The organism is Aquabacterium sp., assembly GCF_036279655.1.
In the GTDB taxonomy this organism is placed as follows: domain Bacteria; phylum Pseudomonadota; class Gammaproteobacteria; order Burkholderiales; family Burkholderiaceae_C; genus Aquabacterium.
This window is the reverse complement of sequence record NZ_DASUIT010000045.1, coordinates 34,464-56,560: the sequence shown is the minus strand read 5'-3', so window position 1 is coordinate 56,560 and position 22,097 is coordinate 34,464. Positions and strand designations below refer to the sequence as shown.

The following is a 22,097-nucleotide window of genomic DNA, read 5'->3' as shown; positions in this document are numbered from 1 at the left end:
CTTCGCTACCCAGGTGCGAGGTGCTCCACACCGGGCCGTACTTGGGATGCACGAAGTTGGCGCCACGCCCCGGGTGGGGAATCTTGCCCACATCGATCAGCGCGGCCAGCTTGCCTTCCTTCATGTCCACCGCGGCAATCTTGTTGCTCTGGTTGGCCGCCACCATGAAGTAGCGCTTGGATGAGTCAAACCCACCGTCGTGCAGGAAGCGCGCCGTGCCGATCTCGGTCGTCTTGAGGGCGTTGATGTCGGAGTAGTCCACCAGCAGGGTCTTGCCGGTCTCCTTCACGTTGACCACGAACTCGGGCTTGAAGTGCGATGCCACGATCGAGGCCACGCGGGGTTCCGGGTGGTACTCCTGCGTGTCCACGGTCATGCCGCGGGTGGCCACGATCTTGAGGGGCTCCAGGGTGTCGCCCTTCATGATGGTGTACTGGGGCGGCCAGTAGCTGCCCGCGATGGCCAGCTTGTCCTCATAGCCCTTGTACTTGGAGGTGTCCACCGAACGCGCTTCCAGGCCCACGCGGATCTCGGCCACGTTGTCGGGCTTGGGCATCCACAGGTCGATCATGTTGATCTTGGCATCGCGGCCGATCACGAACAGGTAGCGACCCGAGGCCGACAGGCGCGAGATGTGCACCGCATAGCCGGTCTTGACGATGTTGATGATCTTCTTGGTGTCGCCGTCGATCAGGGCGACCTCACCGGTGTCACGCAGGGTGGTCGAGAAAATGTTGGTGATGTTGTAGTTGTTCATCTTCTTCGTCGGGCGCTTGTCAGGCGGGACGATGACCTTCCAGGTCTGCTTCATCTGCTCCAGGCCGAACTCGGGTGGCTGGGGCGGGTCTTGCTGGATGTAGCGGGCCATCAGGTCGACGTCGGCCTCGCTCATCTCGCCCGATGTCAGCCAGTTGGGCATGCCCGCCGGTGAGCCGTAGGCAATGAAGACCTTGAGGTAGTCGGTGCCCTTGCCCAGCGTGATGTCGGGCGTCAGGGCCTTGCCGGTGGCCCCTTTGCGCAGCACACCGTGACAGCCGGCACAGCGTTCGAAATAGATCTTGCGGGCCTTGTCGAACTCCGTCAGCGTCATGGGCGGCGCCTTGGGGTTGCTGCTCTGGTACATCGGCTCATTGGCGAGCGGCGAGGTGCCAGCCTGGTAGTTCATCTCGGGTTGCGTGATGCTTTTCTTGTCATCAGCCTGCGCTCCGAAGGCGAGTGCCGCCATCAAGGCAGTAGCGACTCGGACCATGCGCGGTTTAGTCATGTGAGTTCTCCATCGTTTTGGTGCCGACGGCGCGGGCGGGTCACCGCGACCCAGGGGTGGCAGCAATCCCGTCCTGGGCCATACCATGGTGGTCAGTAGGGTCTGAGCTGTCCTTGAAGCATTTCAAGAACGGCGAGGGTTTTCACCGAGTCCCTGGAGACGGTCTCCGACGTGCGCCATGAGGCCTTGAGGGGAGGGGTGACGACAACAAGGTTTCGTGGGCGACGTCACACGCGACAGTCGTGATTTGTCCCTGGGAATGGGTCTTTGGAGTTGACCTTGTTCAAGGCGACGCAGCCGTCGCCACCACGATCATGAGTTCGGCTGACCTTAAGGAGACTCATCATGAAATACCGTGGATTTGTACTGGGCGCTCTGACGTCGACCCTGACCTTGTCAGCGGCATGGACCGCTTATGCCGTCATGAACCGCGATGAGGGACCCAACAACATCGTTCAGGTCAATGGCCGCCTGGAGGTCCAGCGCGTTGAAATCGCCACCAAGTTCGCTGGCCAGGTGTCGACCGTGAATGTGAACGAGGGCGATCAGGTCAAGGTTGGCGATGTCATCGCACAGATGGACCCGTCGGACTATGTCGGGCAGCTCGAAGGCGTGTACGCCATGAAGCAGCGGGCCCTCAAGGCGCGGGCTCGAGCCGAGGGGGAGCGGGATGTGCAGAGCATTAAGGCCAGTGTGGCGCAACTGGAGCTCGACAGTGCCTATGAGCTGCGCAAGCAGGTGCTGATCTCCGACTCCGAGCTGCAAAAACGCAAGGCCCAACGCGACGGTGAGACCCGAGGCATCGGCATTGCGACCGCCGCCATGGGTGAGGCCCTGGCCGCCAGTGAGGAGGCCGATGCCGGCATCAAACGCCTGCAGACCGCGATCAAGGACCACACCCTGCGCGCGCCCGTGACGGGCCGTGTCGAGTACCGTGTGGTGGAGCCCGGCTCGGTGATCCCCGCCGGTGGCCGCGTGGCCACGGTGCTGGACACCTCGCATGTGCACATGACCATCTACCTGCCCTCGGCCGCCTCCGGTCGGGTGCGGGTGGGGGACGACGCCCGCATCGTGCTGGACGCCGCGCCCGATCTGCGCCTGCCCGCCAAGGTGGCCTTCGTATCGGCCGAGGCCCAGTTCACGCCCAAGCATGTGGAGACGCCTGCCGAGCGTGAGAAGCTGAGCTATCGCGTGAGACTGGCCCTGTCGGAAGAGACGGCCATGAAGCACGCCGGCTTGCTCAAGGCGGGGTTGACCGGCAATGGCTTTGTCAAGCTCCATTCGGAGTCGACCCAGGACGATTGGCCGGGCGACGTCAAGACCAGCGCAGCCAAGAGTGACGATGCCTGGTGATCGATCATGCAGTACGCCATCGAGATCGATCAGGTCAGTCACCGCTACGACCAGCAGGTGGCGCTCGACCAGGTCAGCCTGTCCCTGCCCATGGGGCGCACCATCGGTCTGGTGGGGCCCGATGGCGTTGGCAAGTCCACCCTGCTGGCGCTGATCTCCGGGATCAAGAAGCTGCAGTCCGGGCGCATGAGCGTGCTGGGCGGCGATGTGGCCGACAAGGCCTTCCGCCGCGAACTGGCACCTCGGGTGGCCTACATGCCCCAGGGTCTGGGACGAAATCTCTACCGATCCCTGTCGGTCTACGACAACATCGATTTTTCAGCCCGACTGTTTGGCGTGCCGCCCGCCGAGCGCGACCCGCGCATCCAGCGGCTCCTGCGCGCCACGGGGCTGGCGCCATTTCCTGACCGTCCCGCCGGCAAGCTCTCGGGGGGCATGAAGCAGAAGGTCTCCCTGTGCGGGGCCCTGGTTCACAACCCCGATCTGCTGGTGCTCGATGAGCCGACCACGGGGGTGGACCCGCTGTCACGGCGCCAGTTTTGGGCCCTGGTCGAGAGCCTGCGCGCCGAGCGCCCCCACATGACCGTGCTGGTGGCCACCGCCTACATGGAAGAGGCCGAGCGCTTCGATCACCTGGTGGCCATGGATGCCGGCCGGGTGCTGGTGTGCGCCCCCACCGTGGAGGTGCTGGAGCAGACACGCTCGGCCTCTCTGGAAGAGGCCTATGTCAAGCTCTCGCAACGGGGTGATACGGAGCCCTTGATCATTCCCCCCCTGCCACACCGCGAGGGGGCGCCGGCCATGGAGGCCGAAGGCCTGACCCGCCGCTTCGGGGATTTCACGGCGGTCAAGGACGTGAGCTTTCGCATCGAGCGCGGTGAGATCTTCGGTTTCCTGGGCTCCAATGGCTGCGGCAAGACCACCACCATGAAGATGCTCACGGGGCTGCTGGACATCACCGAAGGCAGTGCCAAGCTGCTGGGGGAGCCCGTGGACGCCAGTGACCTGAGCACCCGCCTGCACATCGGCTACATGTCTCAGCTCTTCTCGCTGTATGAGGAATTGACGGTCCGCCAGAACCTGGACCTGCACGCCAAGCTCTACCGCATGGACCCGGCCACGGCGGGTCACGCCATCGACTCGTCCATGGCGCGCTTTGAGCTCACCGAGCATGAGCATGCCTTCCCGTCCAGCCTGTCACTGGGCATCCGCCAGCGCCTGCAACTGGCCGCCGCCTGTCTGCACCAGCCGCAGGTGCTGATCCTGGACGAGCCCACCTCGGGGGTCGATCCCGCCGCGCGAGACATGTTCTGGCGCCACCTCATCCGCTTGTCGCGCGAGGAGGGCGTGACCCTCTTCGTGTCCACCCACTTCATGAACGAGGCGCACCGCTGTGACCGCATCTCCCTGATGCACCATGGCCGCGTGCTGGCCGTGGGGGCGCCTGACGAGTTGTGCGAGCGTCAGGGCTGCGAGACGCTGGAGCAGGCCTTCATCGACTACCTGGAGGCCGACACCGAGGCCGAGCACATGACGATCGAGCCCATTCAGGACGACCCGCTCGATGCGCCCATCACGGCGGCCCCCACGGCCCCGTCCAGCTCACCCGTGGCCTTGTGGTTCAGCCGCATGTGGGCCTATGCCCAGCGCGAAGCGATGGAGTTGCGTCACGACAGCATCCGCCTGGCCTTTGCCATCATCGGGCCGCTGGTGGTGCTGTGCGCCGCCACCTGGGGGCTGAGCTTTGACGTCGAGAAGATCCGCTACTCGGTCCTGGACCGCGATCAGAGCACCGACAGCCGCCGTCTGGTCGATCACTTCCGGGGCTCTCCCTACTTTGAGGAGTTGCCCACCCTGAGTGATGCCAGCGAAATCGACAAGCAGCTCAAATCGTCCGAATCGTGGCTGGTGATCGACATTCCGCCAGGGTTCGGTCGGGATCTGATCGCGCGGCGTCAACCTGAAGTCGGCTTCTTTGTCGACGGCGGCAGCCTGGTGCGCGCGGCCCACACCGCCAATTCGGCGCGGGCCGTGGCCATGGAGCACGCCCTGGCGTTTGGCAAGGCCACGCCCGGCGCCACCATCCCCGAGATGCCCATCAAGGTCGAGCCCAGCCTGTCTTTCAACCAGGAGTACCGCAGCATCTTCTCGTTCGCGCCCAGCAACCTGATGGTGGCGCTGACCCTGATTCCCGCCATGCTCACCGCCCTGGGCGTGGTGCGAGAAAAGGAGATGGGCACCATTGTCAATCTGTACGCTTCGCCCGGCTCCATCGGTGAGTTTCTGATCGGCAAGCAACTGCCTTATGTGGCCCTGACCATGATCAGCTATGTCACCCTGGTGGCCGTGCTGGCCACGGTGTTCGCCCTGCCGATCAAGGGCAGCCTGCTGGGCCTGACGCTGGGGGCGCTGTGCTATGCCTTTGCCATCACGGCCCTGGGCCTGCTGATCTCGGCCTTTGTGCAGACCCAGGTGGCCTCGCAGTTCCTTACCGCCATCCTGTGCGTGGTGCTGGCCACCAACTTTTCGGGGCTGCTCAGCCCGATCTCGACGCTCAGCGGCGGCAGCTACGGCATCGCCGTGGGTTTCCCGGCCTCGTGGTTCCAGGGCGTGAGCCTGGGCGTGATCACCAAGGGCTGGTCCCTGCAGGTCCGGCAGCTGTGGATGGCCTGTGGCGCCATGCTGGGCTTCACGGTGATCTATCTGGTCGCTGCCCGCCAGTTCGTCAGCAAGCAGGAGAAATGACATGATGATCTGGCTGATCAACGTCCTGCACCTGTGCGTCAAGGAGTTGCGCTGCGTGCTGCGTGACCGCACCATGATGGGCGCCATCGTGGTGTCCTTCACCATCGCGATCTATGTGGTGGCCACCGGGGCCAAGGCCGATGTGACCAATGTGTCCTTCGGCATCATCGACCATGACCAGTCCGGCCTGTCGATGCGCATCCGTCAGGCCATCCGCCCGCCGATGTTCCAGGAGCCAGTCGTGCTGGACCAGGAGTCGGCTCAGCAGGCCATGGAGGAGGGGCGCTTTCTCTTCATCATGGAGATCCCCCGCAACCTGGAGGCCGACATCCACGGGCAGCGCCAGGCCACCATTGGCCTGACGGTGGATGCCACTGCGATGGCCCAGGGGCAACTGGGCGTGGCCTACATCACCGAGATCGTGCTGCGCGAGACCCTGGCCGACTTCAAAGTCATGGGCATGGATGAACGCCTGCCGACCAAGGCGGTGATCCATGTCATGTTCAACCCCAACACGACGACCAGCTGGTTCACCTCGGTGATGCAGTTGATCAACAACGTCACGGTGCTGTCCGTGGTGCTGGTGGGCGCGGCCGTGATGCGTGAGCGTGAGCGCGGCACCATCGAGCACCTGCTGGTCATGCCGGTGCGTGCCAGCGAGATCGCTGTGGCCAAGATCGCCGCCAATGGCGTGGTCATCCTCCTGGCGGTGGCTGTGTCCACGCTGCTGGTCATCAAGGTCGTGCTGCAGGTGCCCGTCGAAGGCTCGGTCCTGCTCTTTCTGGCCGGCACGGGTCTGTATCTGTTCTCGCTGACGGCCCTGGGCATCATGCTGGCCACGGTGACCTCGTCCATGCCGCAGTTCGGCCTGCTGTCGGTGCCGGTCTTCGTGATCATGTACCTGCTCTCGGGCTCTGCCACGCCCGCCGAGAACATGCCAATGTGGCTGCAACACCTGATGCAGCTGTCGCCGTCCACCCACTACGTCAAGCTGGCTCAGGGCGTTTTGTACCGCGCGGCCGGGGTGGACATCGTGTGGCCGCAGATGCTGGCCGTTTCCGGGATCGGTGTGGCCTTTCTGGTCATCGCGCTGATGCGCTTCCGTCTGATGCTGGCCCGCCAGGGCTGAGGGGTTCTCATGAATGCGCTTCCTTCTGGTTGTTTTGCAGGGCGCCTGCTGGGGTGGAGTTCGCTGCTGCTCCTGAGTGCCTGTACCACGGTGAACGTGGACATCCCGCCGCTTCAGGCCACCTTGCCTGACAAGTTCGACACGGTCGATCTGGGACCGGGTCATCAGGACCCGGCCGAGATCGCCAAATGGTGGGAGAGCCTGCGCGATCCGGTGCTCACCGGGCTGATCGAGGAGGGTCTGCGCAACAACACCGATGTTCGCATCGCGCTGGCGCGCATCAAGGAAGCCCGGGCCTACCATGGCATGGCCGAATCGGCCTACTACCCCACGGTCGAGGCCATGGGTGGGGTGGCCAGAGGGCGGCAGACCTCGCAGGTCCCGGGGCAGAGCAGCTTGAGCATGCCCACCTTGCCCATCCCGCTGCCCATTCCGACACAGATTCCGCTGCCTTCCCTGAACCCCAACACGTCCACGCCCATGGGCAACACCACGGCCGCAGGCCTGCAGGTGACCTGGGAGATCGACGTCTTCGGTGGTCGCCAGGCCGATGCAGAGATGGTGCACCAGTTCATCATGGGTGCCGAGGAGCAAAAGCACGGGGCGCAGTTGCTGGTGGCCGGTGACATCGCCACGCGTTACTTCGAGGCGCGGGGGGCCGAGCAACGCATGGAGGCCCTGCAGCGGGGCGTGCTCGTGGCCGAGCGGGCCGTCCGCTATGCCCAGGGGCGCTACAAGGCCGGGCATACCAATATGAGCGAGGTGGCCAAGGCCGAGTTGCAGTTGCGCAGCGTGCAGTCCCAGATCGAGCCGCTCAAGGCGCTCCTGGCCAGTCACCTGAGGCGGATCGCCGTGCTTCGCGGGCTGGCTCCTCAGGGCGCGGCGGTCGCTGTCTTGCCACCGCGGCCGACCACCGCCCGGCGACCTCCCAGTCTGCCGGCCGTGCTGCCAGGGGATGTGCTGGAGCGTCGCCCCGATGTGCGGGGCACGGCCCGGCGGGTGAGGGCGCAGGCGGCCAAGGTGGGGTCGGCCAAGGCCGACCTGCTGCCCAAGTTCTACCTGGGCTTTTCGAACGCGGCGGGCCGACTGCACCCCGACAACATCGAAGGGACCAACTTTGGCCTGCAGACCCTGGGAGTGGGGGTTCGCATTCCCTTGTTCAATGCCGGACGCATCCGCTCCAACATCGCCGTCAACCAAGCCCAGCTCGAGGGTGTGGCGGCGGAATATGAGCAGAAAGTGCTGTCGGCGCTGGAAGACGTCGACAACGTCTACACGGCCCTCAAGGCCTTTCAGACACGCCATGAACTGATGGTGCAGGCGGCGGAGCTGGCCAAGCAGATTGCCCAGCGCAAGGCAGCGCTGTTCACGACCGGACAGGAGTTGCTGCAGGTCAGTCTGGAGGCCGATGCCGAAGCGCTGAAGCGGGAGGACGAGGCCATCCAGTCCGATGTCTCCCTCAACACCTACACCGTGCTGCTCTACAAGGCGCTGGGAGGAGGGTGGTCGGCAGAGGATGGCGAACTCTCGGCTCGTCGGCCTTGATCTGGCGCAAGCCTGGTGGCGGACTACTCCTTTCGAACGATGGGGGTGTGGCGAGATCGGCAGCCCATCGTTCTTTTGCAGTGCAGCATCCGGCCGTGAGAAGGATGGTCAGATTCCCCGGGAATTCCCACACTGGCAGACATGGAAAAGGAGAGTTCCATGTCTCAAAGAAGCAAGGCCCTGTCGGTACTGGGCGTCAGCACACTGGCTTTCACCGTGTGCTTCATGGTGTGGATGATGTTCGGGGTGATCGGGATACCGATCAAGAAATCCCTGGGCCTCAGTGCCACTGAATTCGGTCTCCTGACCGCCACCCCGGTGCTCACCGGGTCCCTGATCCGCGTGCCTCTGGGCGTGTGGACCGACCGCTTCGGCGGGCGCATCGTCCTGTTCATCACGATGATGCTGTGCGTGATCCCCATCTGGCTGATGAGCTACGCCACGCAGTACTGGCACTTCCTGGTGCTGGGGCTGTTCGTCGGTCTGGCAGGGGGCTCCTTTTCGGTGGGCACGCCTTATGTGGCTCGCTGGTTCCCCAAGCACCAGCAAGGGTTCGCCATGGGGGTGTTCGGGGCGGGCAACTCGGGCGCCGCGGTCAACAAGTTCGTGGCCCCGGCCCTGGTCGTGGCCTTCGGCTGGACCATGGTGCCCCAGGTCTACGCGGCCGTGATGCTGGGCGCCGCCCTGCTGTTCTGGGTGGGCAGCCACTCGGACCCCTCGCACCTGGTGGAATCCAAGGCCAGCTTTGCAGAGCAGCTCAAGCAGCTCAAGGATCCGCGCGTGCTCAAGTACTGCCAGTACTACAGCATCGTGTTCGGCGGTTATGTGGGCCTGAGCCTGTGGATGGTGCAGTACTACGTGGGTGAATTCGGCCTGGACATCCGCGTGGCCGCGCTGCTGGCCGCCTGCTTCTCGCTGCCTGGCGGCGTGCTGCGGGCCATCGGCGGCTACCTGTCGGACAAGCATGGCGCCCACAAGGTGACTTGGTGGGTGATGTGGGTGAGCTGGATCTGCCTGTTCCTGCTGAGCTATCCGCAGACCGACTTCACCATCCTGACGATCAACGGCCCCAAGACCTTTCACATCGGCCTGAATGTCTACACCTTCACTGCGCTGATGTTTGTCCTGGGCATCGCCTGGGCCTTCGGCAAGGCCAGCGTCTTCAAGTACATCAGCGATGACTATCCCAAGAACATCGGTGCCATCTCGGGCATCGTGGGTCTGGCCGGTGGCATGGGGGGCTTCGTGCTGCCCATCATCTTCGGCTTCCTGCTGGATGTCACCGGCATCCGCTCCAGCGCCTTCATGTTGCTCTATGGCGTGGTCTGGGTCTCGCTGATCTGGATGTATCTGACCGAAGTGCGCACCCGTGACGTGCTGGGCGGCGAGCCCCAGGGCGCCGTGGTCGGTCAACGCGCTTGAAATCCCCTCTCAAGGAAACCATCATGTCAACCACCACCACATCGGCAAGATCGGCCCGCCCGGGCAGTACCTTGACCGTCTGGACCCCTGAGGACAAGGCCTTCTGGGAAACCCAGGGTCAGGCCATTGCCAAGCTCAATCTGTGGGTGTCCGTGCCCGCGCTCTTCCTCGCGTTTGCCGTCTGGCAGCTGTGGAGCGTGGTCGCCGTCAACCTGCCGCAGATGGGCTTCAAGTACTCCACCAACCAGCTGTTCTGGCTGGCCGCGGCCCCGGCGCTCTCGGGTGCCACGCTGCGTATCTTCTACTCCTTCATGGTGCCGGTGGTGGGCGGTCGTCGCTGGACGGCCATCTCCACGGCCTCGCTGCTGATTCCGGCCATCGGCATCGGCTACGCGGTGCAAGATCCCACCACACCGTATCCCACCATGCTGATCCTGGCGCTGCTGTGCGGCCTGGGGGGCGGCAACTTCAGCTCCAGCATGGCCAACATCAGCTTCTTCTTTCCCAAGGAGCGCAAGGGCTCGGCCCTGGGGGTGAACGCCGGTCTGGGCAATCTGGGGGTGTCGGTGGTGCAGTTCCTCAGCCCCATCATCATCTCGGTGGGCCTGTTCGGTGTGTTTGGCGGTGAGTCGCAGCAGATCGTCAACAAGGCCGGTCAGCACGTCGAGATCTGGGCCCAGAACGCCGCCTTCGTGTGGGTGCCCTGGATCGTGATCGCCACGCTGGCCGCCTGGTTCTTCATGAACGACATTGCCGATGCGAAGGCCTCTTTCGCCACACAGGCGGCCATCTTTCGCAACAAGCACAACTGGCTGATGTGCATCCTGTATCTGGGCACCTTCGGCTCCTTCATCGGTTATGCCGCTGGCTTTCCCCTGCTGATCAAGTCGCAGTTCAAGGATGTGAACCCGCTGGCCTACGCCTGGATCGGTCCCCTGGTCGGCGCCCTGATCCGCCCCGTGGGTGGCTGGCTGGCCGACAAGCTCGGTGGCGCCAAGGTCACGCTGTGGAACTTCATCGTCATGGCCATCGCCGTGGTGGGCGTGCTGATCTTCCTGCCCAAGGGCTCGCACAGCGCGTACGCACTGCCCTGGGGGCCTGCTGAAGGCAGCTTCACCGGCTTTTTCCTGAGCTTCCTGGTGCTGTTCCTGACCACCGGCATCGGCAACGGCTCGACCTTCCGCATGATCCCCGTGATCTTCATGAACCTCAAGACCAGCCGCGTGGCCCGCAATGACGAGTCTGCCATGAACGCTGCGATCAAGGAGGCCAATACCGAAGCGGCCGCCGTGCTGGGCTTCACCGGTGCCTTCGCGGCTTACGGTGGCTTCTTCATCCCCAAGAGCTACGGCACCTCGATCGCCGCCACCGGCGGCCCCGAGGCGGCCCTGCTGGTCTTCATCGCCTTCTATCTGCTGTGCATCGTGACCACATGGTGGTTCTATGCCCGCGACAACGCTGAACAGCCCTGCTGATCAGAACTCGGAGAACACTCATGAGTCATTTCCTCGACCGACTGACCTTTTTCGCCCAACCCAAGCAGGGGTTCGCCGATGGTCACGGCGTCACCACGGGTGAAGATCGCACCTGGGAAGATGCCTATCGCAACCGCTGGCAGCACGACAAGATCGTGCGCTCCACCCATGGCGTGAACTGCACGGGTTCGTGCTCGTGGAAGGTCTATGTCAAGGGCGGCATCGTCACCTGGGAAACCCAGCAGACCGATTACCCCCGCACCCGCGACGATCTGCCCAACCACGAGCCCCGTGGTTGTGCCCGGGGCGCCAGCTACTCGTGGTACCTCTACAGCGCCAACCGCGTCAAGCACCCCATGGTGCGCGGTGAGCTGCTCAAGCACTGGCGTGCCGCCCGCACGGTGGCCAAGACCCCGGTGGACGCCTGGGCGGCCCTGATGAGCAACGCCGAGACCCGTCGCAGCTGGCAGAAGGAGCGTGGCCTGGGTGGCTTTGTTCGCACCACCTGGGAAGAGGTCAACGAGATCATCGCCTCGGCCAACGTCTACACCATCAAGCAGCATGGCCCTGACCGCATCATCGGCTTCTCGCCGATCCCGGCCATGTCCATGATCAGCTATGCCGCCGGCAGCCGCTACCTCAGCCTGATCGGTGGCGTGTGCATGTCCTTCTACGACTGGTATTGCGACCTGCCGCCAGCCAGCCCGCAGATCTGGGGTGAGCAGACCGACGTGCCCGAGTCGGCCGACTGGTACAACTCCAACTTCATCATCGCCTGGGGCTCCAACGTGCCCCAGACCCGCACACCCGATGCCCACTTCTTCACCGAGGTGCGCTACAAGGGGGCCAAGACGGTGGCCGTCACCCCCGACTACGCTGAGATCTCCAAGCTGGCCGACATCTGGATGCACCCCAAGCAGGGCACCGACTCGGCCGTGGCCATGGCCATGGGCCATGTGATCCTCAAGCAGTTCTACTTTGACAAGCGCAGCACCTACTTCGACGGCTACGCCCGCCGCTACACCGACCTGCCCATGCTGGTCATGCTCAAGGAGCAGGACACCCCTGCAGGCAAGGCGCTGGTGCCGGACCGCTACCTGCGCGCCAGCGACATGAGCGGCGATCTGGCCAGCGGCACCAACCCCGAGTGGAAGACCCTGGCCTATGACAGCGAAGGCGCCATCGTGCAGCCCAATGGCTCGATCGGCTTCCGCTGGGGCGCCGATGGCCGCCCCGACCAGGGCAAGTGGAACCTCGAAGACAAGGAAGCCGTGGGCGATCGCCAGATCACGCTCAAGCTGTCCGTGCTGGAGGACGCCAGCCAGGCCGAAGTGCGCCCGGCCGACGTCAACAAGGTGGCCTTCCCCTACTTTGGCGGCATCGAGACCCCCAACTTCCAGCACAACACGCAAAGCGACATCCTGCTGCGCAATGTGCCCATGCAGCGCGTGACCGTGCAGGGCAAGGATGGCCAGAGCCGCGAGGTCTGGGTGGCCACCGTGTTCGACCTGCAGGTGGCCAGCTACGGCGTGTTCCGTGGCCTCAAGGACGCCAGTGGCCAGTTGGTGGACGATGGCGCCAAGTCCTTCGACGAGAACGTGCCCTACACCCCGGCCTGGCAGGAGCAGATCACCGGGGTGCCACGCGCCCAGCTCATCACCGTGGCCAGCCAGTTCGCCGACAACGCCGACAAGACCCATGGCAAGTCCATGGTCATCATCGGCGCAGCCATGAACCACTGGTACCACTGTGACATGAACTACCGGGGCATCATCAACATGCTGATGATGTGCGGCTGTATCGGTCAGTCCGGTGGCGGCTGGGCTCACTACGTGGGCCAGGAAAAACTGCGTCCCCAGACCGGCTGGACCGCGCTGGCTTTTGCCCTGGACTGGTCGCGCCCCCCCCGTCAGCAGAACTCCACCAGCTTCTTCTACGCCCACACCGACCAGTGGCGCTACGAGAAGCTGGGCGTCGAAGAAGTGCTCTCACCGCTGGCTGACAAGGCCCAGTTCGGCGGCAGCATGATCGACTACAACGTGCGCTCCGAGCGCATGGGCTGGCTGCCCTCGGCACCCCAGCTGCAGACCAACCCGCTCAAGGTGGTTCAGGACGCCACGGCCAAGGGCCTGGATCCCAAGGACTATGTCATCGGTGCCCTCAAGGACGGCTCGCTCAAGCTGTCCTGCGAGGACCCGGACAACCCGGCCAACTGGCCGCGCAACATGTTCGTGTGGCGCTCGAACATCCTGGGCTCATCGGGCAAGGGGCACGAGTACTTCCTCAAGCATCTGCTGGGCACCACCCACGGCGTGCAAGGCAAGGACCTCGGGTCCAACGATGCCAAGCCGCTGGAAGTCAAATGGCATGACCATGCACCTGAAGGCAAGCTGGACCTGCTGGTCACGCTGGACTTCCGCATGAGCACCACTTGCCTGTACTCGGACATCGTGCTGCCCACGGCCACCTGGTACGAGAAGAACGACCTCAACACCAGCGACATGCACCCCTTCATCCACCCGCTGTCCACGGCGGTGGACCCGGCCTGGGAAGCACGCTCTGACTGGGAGATCTACAAGGGTTTTGCCAAGACCTTCTCCGAAGTCTGTGTGGGCCACCTGGGTGCCGAGAAGGAGGTCGTGATGACCCCCATCATGCACGACACCCCGGCCGAGATGGCGCAGCCCTTTGGCGTGCAGGACTGGAAGCGTGGCGAGATCGACCTGATCCCAGGCAAGACCGCGCCGCAGATCACCGTGGTCGAGCGCGACTACCCCAACACCTACAAGCGCTTCACCTCGCTGGGCCCCTTGATGAACAAGCTGGGCAATGGCGGCAAGGGCATCGGCTGGAACACCCAGGATGAAGTCAAGGCCTTGGGGGATCTCAATGGTCGTGTGCGTGACGAAGGTGTCAGCCAGGGCTTGCCCAAGATCGAGTCCGACATCGACGCCACCGAAGTGGTGCTGATGCTGGCTCCCGAGACCAACGGCCATGTGGCCGTCAAGGCCTGGGATGCGCTGGGCAAGCAGACCGGTCTGGATCACACCCACCTGGCCCTGCACCGCGAAGACGAGAAGATCCGCTTCCGCGACATCCAGGCGCAGCCGCGCAAGATCATCTCCTCGCCCACCTGGTCAGGCCTGGAAAGCGAGAAGGTGTCCTACAACGCCGGCTACACCAATGTGCATGAGCTGATTCCATGGCGCACCCTGACGGGCCGTCAGCAGTTCTATCAGGATCACCCCTGGATGATCGCTTTCGGCGAGGGCTTCGTGTCCTACCGTCCGCCCGTGGACCTCAAGACCCTGCACGACGTGCAGGATCGCAAGCCCAACGGCCACAAGGAGATCGCGCTCAACTTCATCACGCCGCACCAGAAGTGGGGCATCCACTCCACCTACACGGACAACCTGTTGATGCTCACGCTCAACCGCGGTGGCCCGGTGATCTGGCTGAGCGAGGATGACGCCAAACGGGCGGGCATCGTGGACAACGACTGGGTCGAGCTGTTCAACACCAACGGCGCCATTGCGGCCCGTGCGGTGGTGAGCCAGCGCGTCAACCCGGGCATGGTCATGATGTACCACGCACAGGAAAAGATCATCAACACCCCGGGCTCGGAGATCACCGGCACGCGGGGGGGCATCCACAACTCGGTCACCCGGATCGTGCTCAAGCCCACCCACATGATCGGCGGTTACGCCCAGCTCAGCTACGGCTTCAACTACTACGGAACCATCGGCACCAACCGCGACGAGTTCGTCGTGGTGCGCAAGATGAACAAGGTCGACTGGCTGGACGGTGAAGGTTCCGCCACCAGCTCGCAAGGAGCACACGCATGAAAGTTCGCGCTCAAATCGGGATGGTCCTGAACCTGGACAAGTGCATTGGTTGCCACACCTGCTCGGTGACCTGCAAGAACGTCTGGACCTCTCGCCCCGGCGTCGAGTACGCCTGGTTCAATAACGTCGAGACCAAGCCCGGCATCGGTTATCCCAAAGAGTGGGAGAACCAGGACAAGTGGAATGGTGGCTGGGTGCGCAAGAGCAACGGAAAGATCGAGCCTCGCCAGGGCGGCAAGCTCAGCTTGTTGATGAAGATCTTCTCCAACCCGAACCTGCCACAAATCGACGACTACTACGAGCCCTTCACCTTCGACTACGAGCACCTGCAGAACGCGCCCAAGTCGAAGGCCGCGCCCACCGCGCGTCCGCGCAGCCTGATCACCGGCCAGCGCATGGAGAAGATCGAGTGGGGCCCCAACTGGGAGGAGATCCTGGGTGGCGAGTTCGCCAAGCGCAGCAAGGACAAGAACTTCGACGCCATCCAGAAGGACATCTACGGGCAGTTCGAAAACACCTTCATGATGTACTTGCCTCGCCTGTGCGAGCACTGCCTCAACCCCGCCTGCGTGGCATCGTGCCCGTCGGGCTCGATCTACAAGCGCGAGGAAGACGGCATCGTCCTGATCGATCAGGACAAGTGCCGCGGCTGGCGCATGTGCGTCTCAGGCTGCCCCTACAAGAAGATCTACTACAACTGGCAATCGGGCAAGGCCGAGAAGTGCATCTTCTGCTACCCCCGCATCGAAGCGGGCCAGCCGACGGTGTGCTCCGAGACCTGCGTGGGCCGCATCCGCTACCTGGGCGTGCTGCTGTATGACGCCGACCAGATCCAGGCGGCCGCCAGCGTTGAACACGACCGTGACCTGTACCAGGCCCAACTGGATCTCTTCCTGGATCCCAACGACCCCAAGGTGATCGAGCAGGCCCGGGCCGACGGCATCCCCGAGTCCTGGCTGGTGGCTGCCCGCAACAGCCCCGTCTACAAGATGGCGGTCGAGTGGAAGGTGGCACTGCCCCTGCACCCCGAGTACCGCACCCTGCCCATGGTCTGGTACGTGCCGCCCCTGTCGCCCATCCAGGCCGCCGCCAACTCGGGCGATCTGGGCGTCAATGGCGAGATCCCCGACGTCAACCAGTTGCGCATCCCGGTCAAGTACCTGGCCAACTTGCTGACGGCCGGCGACACCTTCCCGGTGACCCGGGCGCTGGAGCGCATGCTGGCCATGCGCGCCTACATGCGCAGCCGCCATGTGGATGGGGCCGAGAACAAGCGTGTGCTCGACCAGGTCAGCCTGGACAAGAACACGGTCGAGGACATGTACCACGTCATGGCCATTGCCAACTACGAAGACCGCTTTGTCATCCCCTCAGCGCACCGCGAGTACGCCGAGAACGCCTTTGACCTGCGCGGTGGCTGCGGCTTCTCGTTTGGCAATGGGTGCTCTGACGGCGCCTCCGAGGCCAGCCTGTTCGGTGGCACCAAGAAGCGCACCATTCCCATCAAGTCGGAGGTCTGAGCATGAGTGCCTTGCCATCCCTGAAAAGCCTCATGGGCCAGCATGTCACGCCGGTCTACAGCCTGCGCGCCCTGGCCCACTTGCTGACCTATCCGAACGCCGAGCTGCGCGCGGCCCTGCCAGAACTGCGCGAGGCCCTGAACGCCGAGCATGCCTTGCCGGCCAAGCGCCTGCAGGGGCTGGAGCTTCTCATCGAGGTGCTGTCCTCACGGGACCCCATCGAGGTCGAGGCCGAGTATGTGGAGCTGTTCGACCGGGGGCGCTCCACCTCGCTGCACCTGTTCGAGCATGTGCACGGAGACTCGCGTGACCGGGGACCAGCCATGATCGACCTGCTCAAGACCTATGAGCAGGGCGGTCTGTACCTGGACCCGGCCCAGGTCGCGGGCGAGTTGCCCGACTACCTGCCCGTGGTGCTGGAGTTCACCTCCACGCTGGCCATCGAGCAGATGCAGGGCTTCGTGGCCGAGTTTGCCCACATCCTCAACGCCCTGTATGCCGCCTTGCTCAAGCGCCGCAGCCTGTACGCCCATGTGGTGGCTGCCGTGCTGGAGCTGGCCAACCAAGCCCTGCAGGCCGTCGAGGTGCCCGAGGACGAAGCCCTGGATGCGTCCTGGGCCGAACCCGAAGCCTTCGGTGGCTGTTCCAGCAAGGGGCAGCAAAGCCCTGACCAGCCTCAACCCATCCAGATCGTCCGGCGCGCGTCGTCGGGTGCGCAACGAGGAGCATCAGCATGAGCCTCTCACACCAATTCATCTTTGGCATCTATCCCTACATCTGTGGGGCCATCTTTCTGCTGGGCAGCCTGGCCCGTTTCGATCGCGACCAGTACACCTGGCGCAGCGAGTCGAGCCAGATGCTGTCCACCGGCACCCTGCGGGTGGGCTCCAACCTGTTCCACCTGGGCATCATCGGCCTGTTCTTCGGCCACTTCTTCGGCATGCTGACCCCGCACGAGGTCATCCATGCATTGGGTGTGACACCCGCACAGAAGCAGATGCTGGCCGTGGTGGCCGGTGGCATCCTGGGCAGCATTGGCCTGATCGGGCTCTTGTTGCTGATCCATCGTCGCCTGACCAATGTCCGTGTGCGTGCCACCTCGCGGGGCCGTGACTTCCTGGTGCTGTTCTGGATCCTGGCCACGCTGCTGCTGGGCCTGTCCACCGTGCCGCTGTCCATCCAGCACAGCGATGGCGCCACCATGCTCAAGCTCATGTCCTGGGCCCAGCATCTGGTGACCTTCCAGGGCGATGCCGCCAGCTTCATCACGGATGTGTCGCCGGTCTTCAAGATCCACATGTTCATGGGCATGAGCCTGTTCGCCATCTTCCCCTTCACCCGTCTGGTGCATGTGTGGAGCGGTTTTGCCACGGTGGGCTATCTGGTCCGACCCTGGCAGGTGGTGCGCAGTCGCAAGATCGGTTTGCCGGAGTGATCAGCCATGCACAGCCATACCCCTTTGAACGAAGCTGTTCCGCCCGTGGTGGCCACCCTGCGGGTGGGTGAGGTGGTGCTGGCCGATGATGCCAGCGCCCTCAGTGACGCCGAGTGCCGCCAGCGTGCCAGCCTGGAGCTCTTGCGCCAGGCCGCCATCGAGGACGGCCTGCTGCCGGCGGACGATCCCGCTCCCCAGGACGGTGTGATCTCCGAAGCGGCGGCTGAAGCCATCGACACCTGGCTGGATCGACACCTGAAGGTGCCCGAGCCCGATGAGGCCAGTTGCCGTCGACACTTTGCCGCGCATGCCTCGCAGTACGCGATCGGTGAGCGTGTGCAGGCCCGACACATCTTGTTTGCGGTCACACCCGGGGTCGATGTCAAGGCCCTGCGCCTGAGGGCTGAGCAGGCCCTGCTGGATGTGCGCTCCGAGCCCCGCCGTTTTGGCGAAGTGGCCCAGTTGCTTTCCAACTGCCCCAGCTCGGCGCAGGGGGGTGATCTGGGGTGGCTGTCCGCCCAGGACTGCGCTCCTGAGTTCGCCCGTGAACTGTTTGCCAAGGACGAGGGCAGTGCCAATGTGGGTGTACTCCCGCGCCTGGTCCACAGCCGCTTCGGCCTGCACGTGGTCGAGGTGCTGGCGCGTGACCCTGGTCAGGCGCAGCCTTTTGAGGCTGTGCAGGCGGCTGTGGCCCAGTCATTGCGTCAGCAGGCCTGGGTGACCGCCTTGCGTCAGGCCATGCAGTTGCTGGCTGGCCGCTGGGAGGTCGAAGGCGTCGATCTGGACGCGGCCGATTCGCCACTGCTGCAGTGATCTGCCCATGGATGACCACCTGCTGGAGCGCCTGAGGCGCTTTCACGACGACTTCTTCCCCGACTACAAGGAGAAGTTTCAGCACCTGGTGGAGCAGGGGCAGCACCCGACCATCCTGTTCGTGGGCTGCTCCGATTCCCGCCTGGTGCCCTACATGCTCACAGGCACGGGGCCGGGAGAATTGTTCATCGTCCGCAACGTGGGGGCCCTGGTGCCGCCCTACAACGGCCTGCATGGTCTGCATGGCACGGCCGCAGCCATTGAGTATGCCGTGCTCAATCTGCACGTCAGCCACATCATCGTCTGCGGCCATTCGCACTGCGGTGCCGTGAAGGCACTGTACGAAGAGATCTCACCCGAGGCCAAGAACCTGCAGGCCTGGCTGGACCTGGCGCGTGAGGCCGCCTTGCCCGTGCAGGTCAGCCCCGAGGCCCTGCGCCGCACGGAGCAGCGCTCGGTGGTGCTGCAGCTGGAGCGCCTGATGGACTACCCCATGGTGCGCCAGCGCGTCGAAAAGAGAGAGATCTCACTGCATGGATGGCACTACGTCATCGAAGAAGGCGAGGTCTATGTCTTCGACGTCAAGTCAGGTAGCTTCGTGCCCGCCTCGACGGCGGAGCACAGCGGCACGGGGCCTTACCACCAGCCCGAGGAGGACAGCGGATCCATCTTCAATGAGGTGGACTCGAGCTGGTATCAGGGGCGAACGAGCTGAACGAGCGCCAGACTGGCTCGATCCAGGTCGCTTTCAGGCGTGCCCCGTGGGTGCCTGGACCCACACGGGGCCCCGATGACGGGCATACATCTGGCGAACCCACTCCAGCCCCGGGCGATCACGCCACAAGGCCTGCGTGGGGAGCATCTTGCTGCGGAACGACGGTGCGCCATAGACCGGGTGCTCCAGGGGGCAGGCCATGGGGGCCAGCAGGGAGGCGGCGGTGATGTCGGCCACCGTCCATTGATCACCCACCAGGTAAGTCTGGCCCTGGGCGATCCGCTCTTCCAGCCATGTCAAGGCCGCGTCGATGCGTTGCTCGGCACGTTGAGCGGCTGCCGCGTTGATGTTGAGCTTGATCTTGAACACGGCCTTGATGAGCGGGTAGCTCCAGCGCACCACGCGCGCTTCGAAGGGCGACGCAAAGCGGGTCCACATGTCCAGGATGGTCTCGGTGTGCTCGAAACCCGTGAAGTACAGGTAGCGCGCTACGTCCTTGCCGATGGCGTCAAAACGGTCTTCCACCGCCATGATGTCGGCCGCGTAGGCCGCGGGCAGGGTGCTCAGGGGACCGTGGTCACGCGCCAGCCATTCAATGATCCGGGTGCTGTCCTGCACCGATGTGTTCCCCACCTGCAGCACCGGCACGGTGGTTCGGGCGCGCATGCCCTTGAGCAGGGCCGGGCGCACATGGAACACCGGTGTCAGCGCCACCTCGCGATAGCTCGCCTTTTCATGGTCCAGCAGCCAGCGGATCTTCTCGCTGTAGTGCGACATGGCGATGGTGTAGAGCGTCGTGGGGTGGGGCAGGGGCGTCATGAAACCGGATGAGTGGGGACTGTTCAAGGTGACATGCTACCGCCTGGGGTCATCAGGTCGTCGGCACAGAAACTCACGACTGGGGGCAGGTCCCGGTGCAACTCTGCCTTATGCCTTCTCCGAGGCCCCTGCATACTCGTCGGACTTCAGTCCACTCTGTGCGTTCCGACTGCTTGTGATGGGCTCCTTGCTTTCCCCCGCTTCGACCTCGACTGCCTTGGCTTCTGCCTCGGTGGCGGAGTCGCGCGACCTGGATGTCCGCGTTGTCCGCGAACTGGAACGTGCTTCGCACGAGGTGGTGCCCCGCTATATTTTGTTTGGCTGGGTGCTGACCCTGGGTGTCCTGTGGATCCTGCAACGCCGCTTGCCCGTGGAGCATCTGGCCTTTTTTGCCTTTGCACGTCTGGTCATGGGCACGATCCGCTGGCGCAATTCGCTGGTCTTTCTGGCGCGCGAGCCGGCGGATCAGCATTCCTCCCTGCCCGTGTTTCGGCTGCTGGTGGGGGTGGATGGCGTCACCTGGGGCATGCTGGGCTGGTGGTTGACACCGCTCCAGAACCTCGAAGTGGCGGCGGTCACCATCGGTGTGATGATCGCGGTGTCCGCGCTGGGCACCTTCATGCTGCAGATCGATCGCCTGGCGGCTGCGCTGTTCATCGTGCCCATCTTGCTGCCCAATGGCATCTATGCGCTGACCCGTCACGATGATCTGGGCGTGTTCTGCGCCCTGTCCCTGTTCGGGATGCTCATGCTGTTGCTGCGCGAGTCGCGCCATTCGCATCGCCGCATGAGCGAGTTGATGCGTTTGCGCTTCCAGAGCGAGCAGGTGGCCCATGCGCAGTCTCAGGCATTGACGCAGGCACGCTTGCTGAGCGAGACCAAGAGCCGTTTCCTGGCCACCATGAGCCATGAGATGCGAACCCCCTTGCACGGCATCCTGGGCCTGGTGCGCCTCCTGCTGACCAAGGAGCAGGATCCTCAGTCCCTCAAGCAATTGACGCTGATCCGCGGTTCGGGCCACCACCTGATCAATGTGATCAATGACGTGCTGGATTTTTCCGCCATGGAATCAGGCAGTCTGCCGCTGCATGAGCAGCGTTTCGATCTGCATGATCTGCTGACTGAAGTGGCCGACACCTCGCAGGTTGCCGCCACCGACAAGGGCCTCACGCTGACACTGGCGCTGGACATCGAGCGCGGCGTGGATGTGATGGGCGACCCGGTGCGCTTGCGCCAGGTGCTGCACAACCTGCTGGGCAATGCGATCAAGTTCACGCACGAAGGGGAGGTCAGCCTGCGTGCCACTCGTGAGCGCGGGGGGCAGATGGTGCGCATCGAGGTGCAGGATACTGGCATCGGGATTGCGCCCGACGATCTGGCGCATGTGTTCGATGCCTTCTATCAGGCCGAGGACACCTACCGCCGGCATGTCGGCGGCACGGGGCTGGGCCTGACGATTTCTCGCGACCTGTGTCGCGCGATGGGCGGAGACATGAGCTGCCGCAGCACGCCGGGGCAGGGATCGGTGTTCACCTTCCTGTTGCCACTGCCGGTGTTGCCGGACGAACCGATCCGTGCCGACACCCTGCCCGCCACCATGGCGGAGCTCGATGGTCAGGTGCACCATGTGCTGTTGGTCGAGGACAACCCCGTCAATGCCCTCGTGGCCGAAGCCGAGCTGCAACGCCTCGGGATGACGGTGACCGTCAAGGACAACGGCCGCGAGGCGCTCGAATGGCTGACCCACCAGCAAGCCGATCTGGTGCTGATGGACTGTGAGATGCCGGACATGGATGGCTTCGAGGCGACGCGCCGCATCCGCGCACATGAGCGCGCCACGGGCCGTGCGCCGGTGAGCATCGTGGCCTTGACCGCCAATGGCCTGGAGACCTATGTGCAGCGCTGCATGGCGGCGGGCATGGATGACCACTTGGCCAAGCCCTTCCGGCCGGAGGACCTGATGCGCCTGCTGGCGCGCCATCTGGGCCTGGCGTTGAAGTCGGGTTGACGACGACTG

At 64.1% G+C, this 22,097-nt stretch carries 15 protein-coding genes; 13 read left to right on the top strand and 2 right to left on the bottom strand.

Annotation, left to right across the window (positions count from 1 at the left end; translation table 11 throughout):
* The coding region (locus VFW84_RS04865; protein ID WP_329679312.1) for a cytochrome D1 domain-containing protein at positions 1-1,264 on the bottom strand (1,264 nt) is incomplete at its 3' end.
* Positions 1,265-1,609: 345 nt separating this feature from the next.
* On the opposite strand from VFW84_RS04865, the gene VFW84_RS04860 reads away from it, so the two are divergent.
* The 12 genes from VFW84_RS04860 to VFW84_RS04805 all read left to right on the top strand — a co-directional run bounded on the left by VFW84_RS04860 (position 1,610) and on the right by VFW84_RS04805 (position 19,261).
* On the top strand, positions 1,610-2,617 hold the full coding sequence (locus VFW84_RS04860; RefSeq protein WP_329679311.1) for an HlyD family secretion protein: 1,008 nt from the start codon (positions 1,610-1,612) through the stop codon (positions 2,615-2,617).
* 6 nt (positions 2,618-2,623) lie between these two features.
* On the top strand, positions 2,624-5,362 hold the full coding sequence (gene rbbA, locus VFW84_RS04855) for a ribosome-associated ATPase/putative transporter RbbA (protein WP_329679310.1): 2,739 nt from the start codon (positions 2,624-2,626) through the stop codon (positions 5,360-5,362).
* 1 nt (position 5,363) lies between these two features.
* Entirely contained in the window at positions 5,364-6,491 is a 1,128-nt protein-coding gene (locus tag VFW84_RS04850; RefSeq protein ID WP_329679309.1) for an ABC transporter permease, read from the top strand.
* A gap of 9 nt (positions 6,492-6,500) precedes the next feature.
* The gene (locus VFW84_RS04845) at positions 6,501-8,036 is read left to right on the top strand and encodes a TolC family protein (protein ID WP_329679308.1); all 1,536 of its coding nucleotides are present in this window, start codon (positions 6,501-6,503) and stop codon (positions 8,034-8,036) included.
* 159 nt (positions 8,037-8,195) lie between these two features.
* Positions 8,196-9,458 (top strand): nitrate/nitrite transporter, encoded by a 1,263-nt coding sequence (locus tag VFW84_RS04840; RefSeq protein WP_329679307.1) that lies wholly within the window; start codon positions 8,196-8,198, stop codon positions 9,456-9,458.
* Between the two features lie 23 nt (positions 9,459-9,481).
* Positions 9,482-10,933 (top strand): NarK family nitrate/nitrite MFS transporter, encoded by a 1,452-nt coding sequence (locus VFW84_RS04835; RefSeq protein WP_329679306.1) that lies wholly within the window; start codon positions 9,482-9,484, stop codon positions 10,931-10,933.
* 20 nt (positions 10,934-10,953) lie between these two features.
* Complete coding sequence (locus tag VFW84_RS04830; protein ID WP_329679305.1) at positions 10,954-14,778, top strand: nitrate reductase subunit alpha; 3,825 nt, start codon at positions 10,954-10,956, stop codon at positions 14,776-14,778.
* On the top strand, positions 14,775-16,298 hold the full coding sequence (narH, locus tag VFW84_RS04825) for a nitrate reductase subunit beta (RefSeq protein ID WP_329679304.1): 1,524 nt from the start codon (positions 14,775-14,777) through the stop codon (positions 16,296-16,298). The genes VFW84_RS04830 and narH overlap by 4 nt, the downstream gene beginning before the upstream one ends.
* 2 nt (positions 16,299-16,300) lie before the next feature.
* Positions 16,301-17,035 carry a nitrate reductase molybdenum cofactor assembly chaperone gene (narJ, locus tag VFW84_RS04820; protein ID WP_329679303.1) on the top strand — a complete coding sequence of 245 codons (735 nt, stop codon included), beginning with the start codon at positions 16,301-16,303 and terminating at the stop codon, positions 17,033-17,035.
* The gene (gene narI / locus VFW84_RS04815; RefSeq protein WP_329679302.1) at positions 17,032-17,733 is read left to right on the top strand and encodes a respiratory nitrate reductase subunit gamma; all 702 of its coding nucleotides are present in this window, start codon (positions 17,032-17,034) and stop codon (positions 17,731-17,733) included. Before narJ ends, narI begins: the two co-directional genes overlap by 4 nt.
* A 6-nt stretch (positions 17,734-17,739) precedes the next feature.
* Positions 17,740-18,546 carry a peptidylprolyl isomerase gene (locus VFW84_RS04810; RefSeq protein ID WP_329679301.1) on the top strand — a complete coding sequence of 269 codons (807 nt, stop codon included), beginning with the start codon at positions 17,740-17,742 and terminating at the stop codon, positions 18,544-18,546.
* Between the two features lie 7 nt (positions 18,547-18,553).
* Positions 18,554-19,261, top strand: coding sequence for a carbonic anhydrase (locus tag VFW84_RS04805; protein ID WP_329679300.1), 708 nt, complete (start codon positions 18,554-18,556; stop codon positions 19,259-19,261).
* A gap of 33 nt (positions 19,262-19,294) precedes the next feature.
* Here the strand turns inward: VFW84_RS04805 and VFW84_RS04800 are convergent, their stop codons facing one another.
* A complete protein-coding gene (locus tag VFW84_RS04800) occupies positions 19,295-20,080 on the bottom strand; it encodes a glutathione S-transferase family protein (protein WP_329679299.1) in 786 nt (261 codons plus the stop codon).
* Positions 20,081-20,297: 217 nt separating this feature from the next.
* Here VFW84_RS04800 and VFW84_RS04795 point away from each other — a divergent pair, with 217 nt between their 5' ends.
* Complete coding sequence (locus tag VFW84_RS04795) at positions 20,298-22,088, top strand: ATP-binding protein (protein ID WP_329679298.1); 1,791 nt, start codon at positions 20,298-20,300, stop codon at positions 22,086-22,088.
* Positions 22,089-22,097 lie beyond the last annotated feature (9 nt).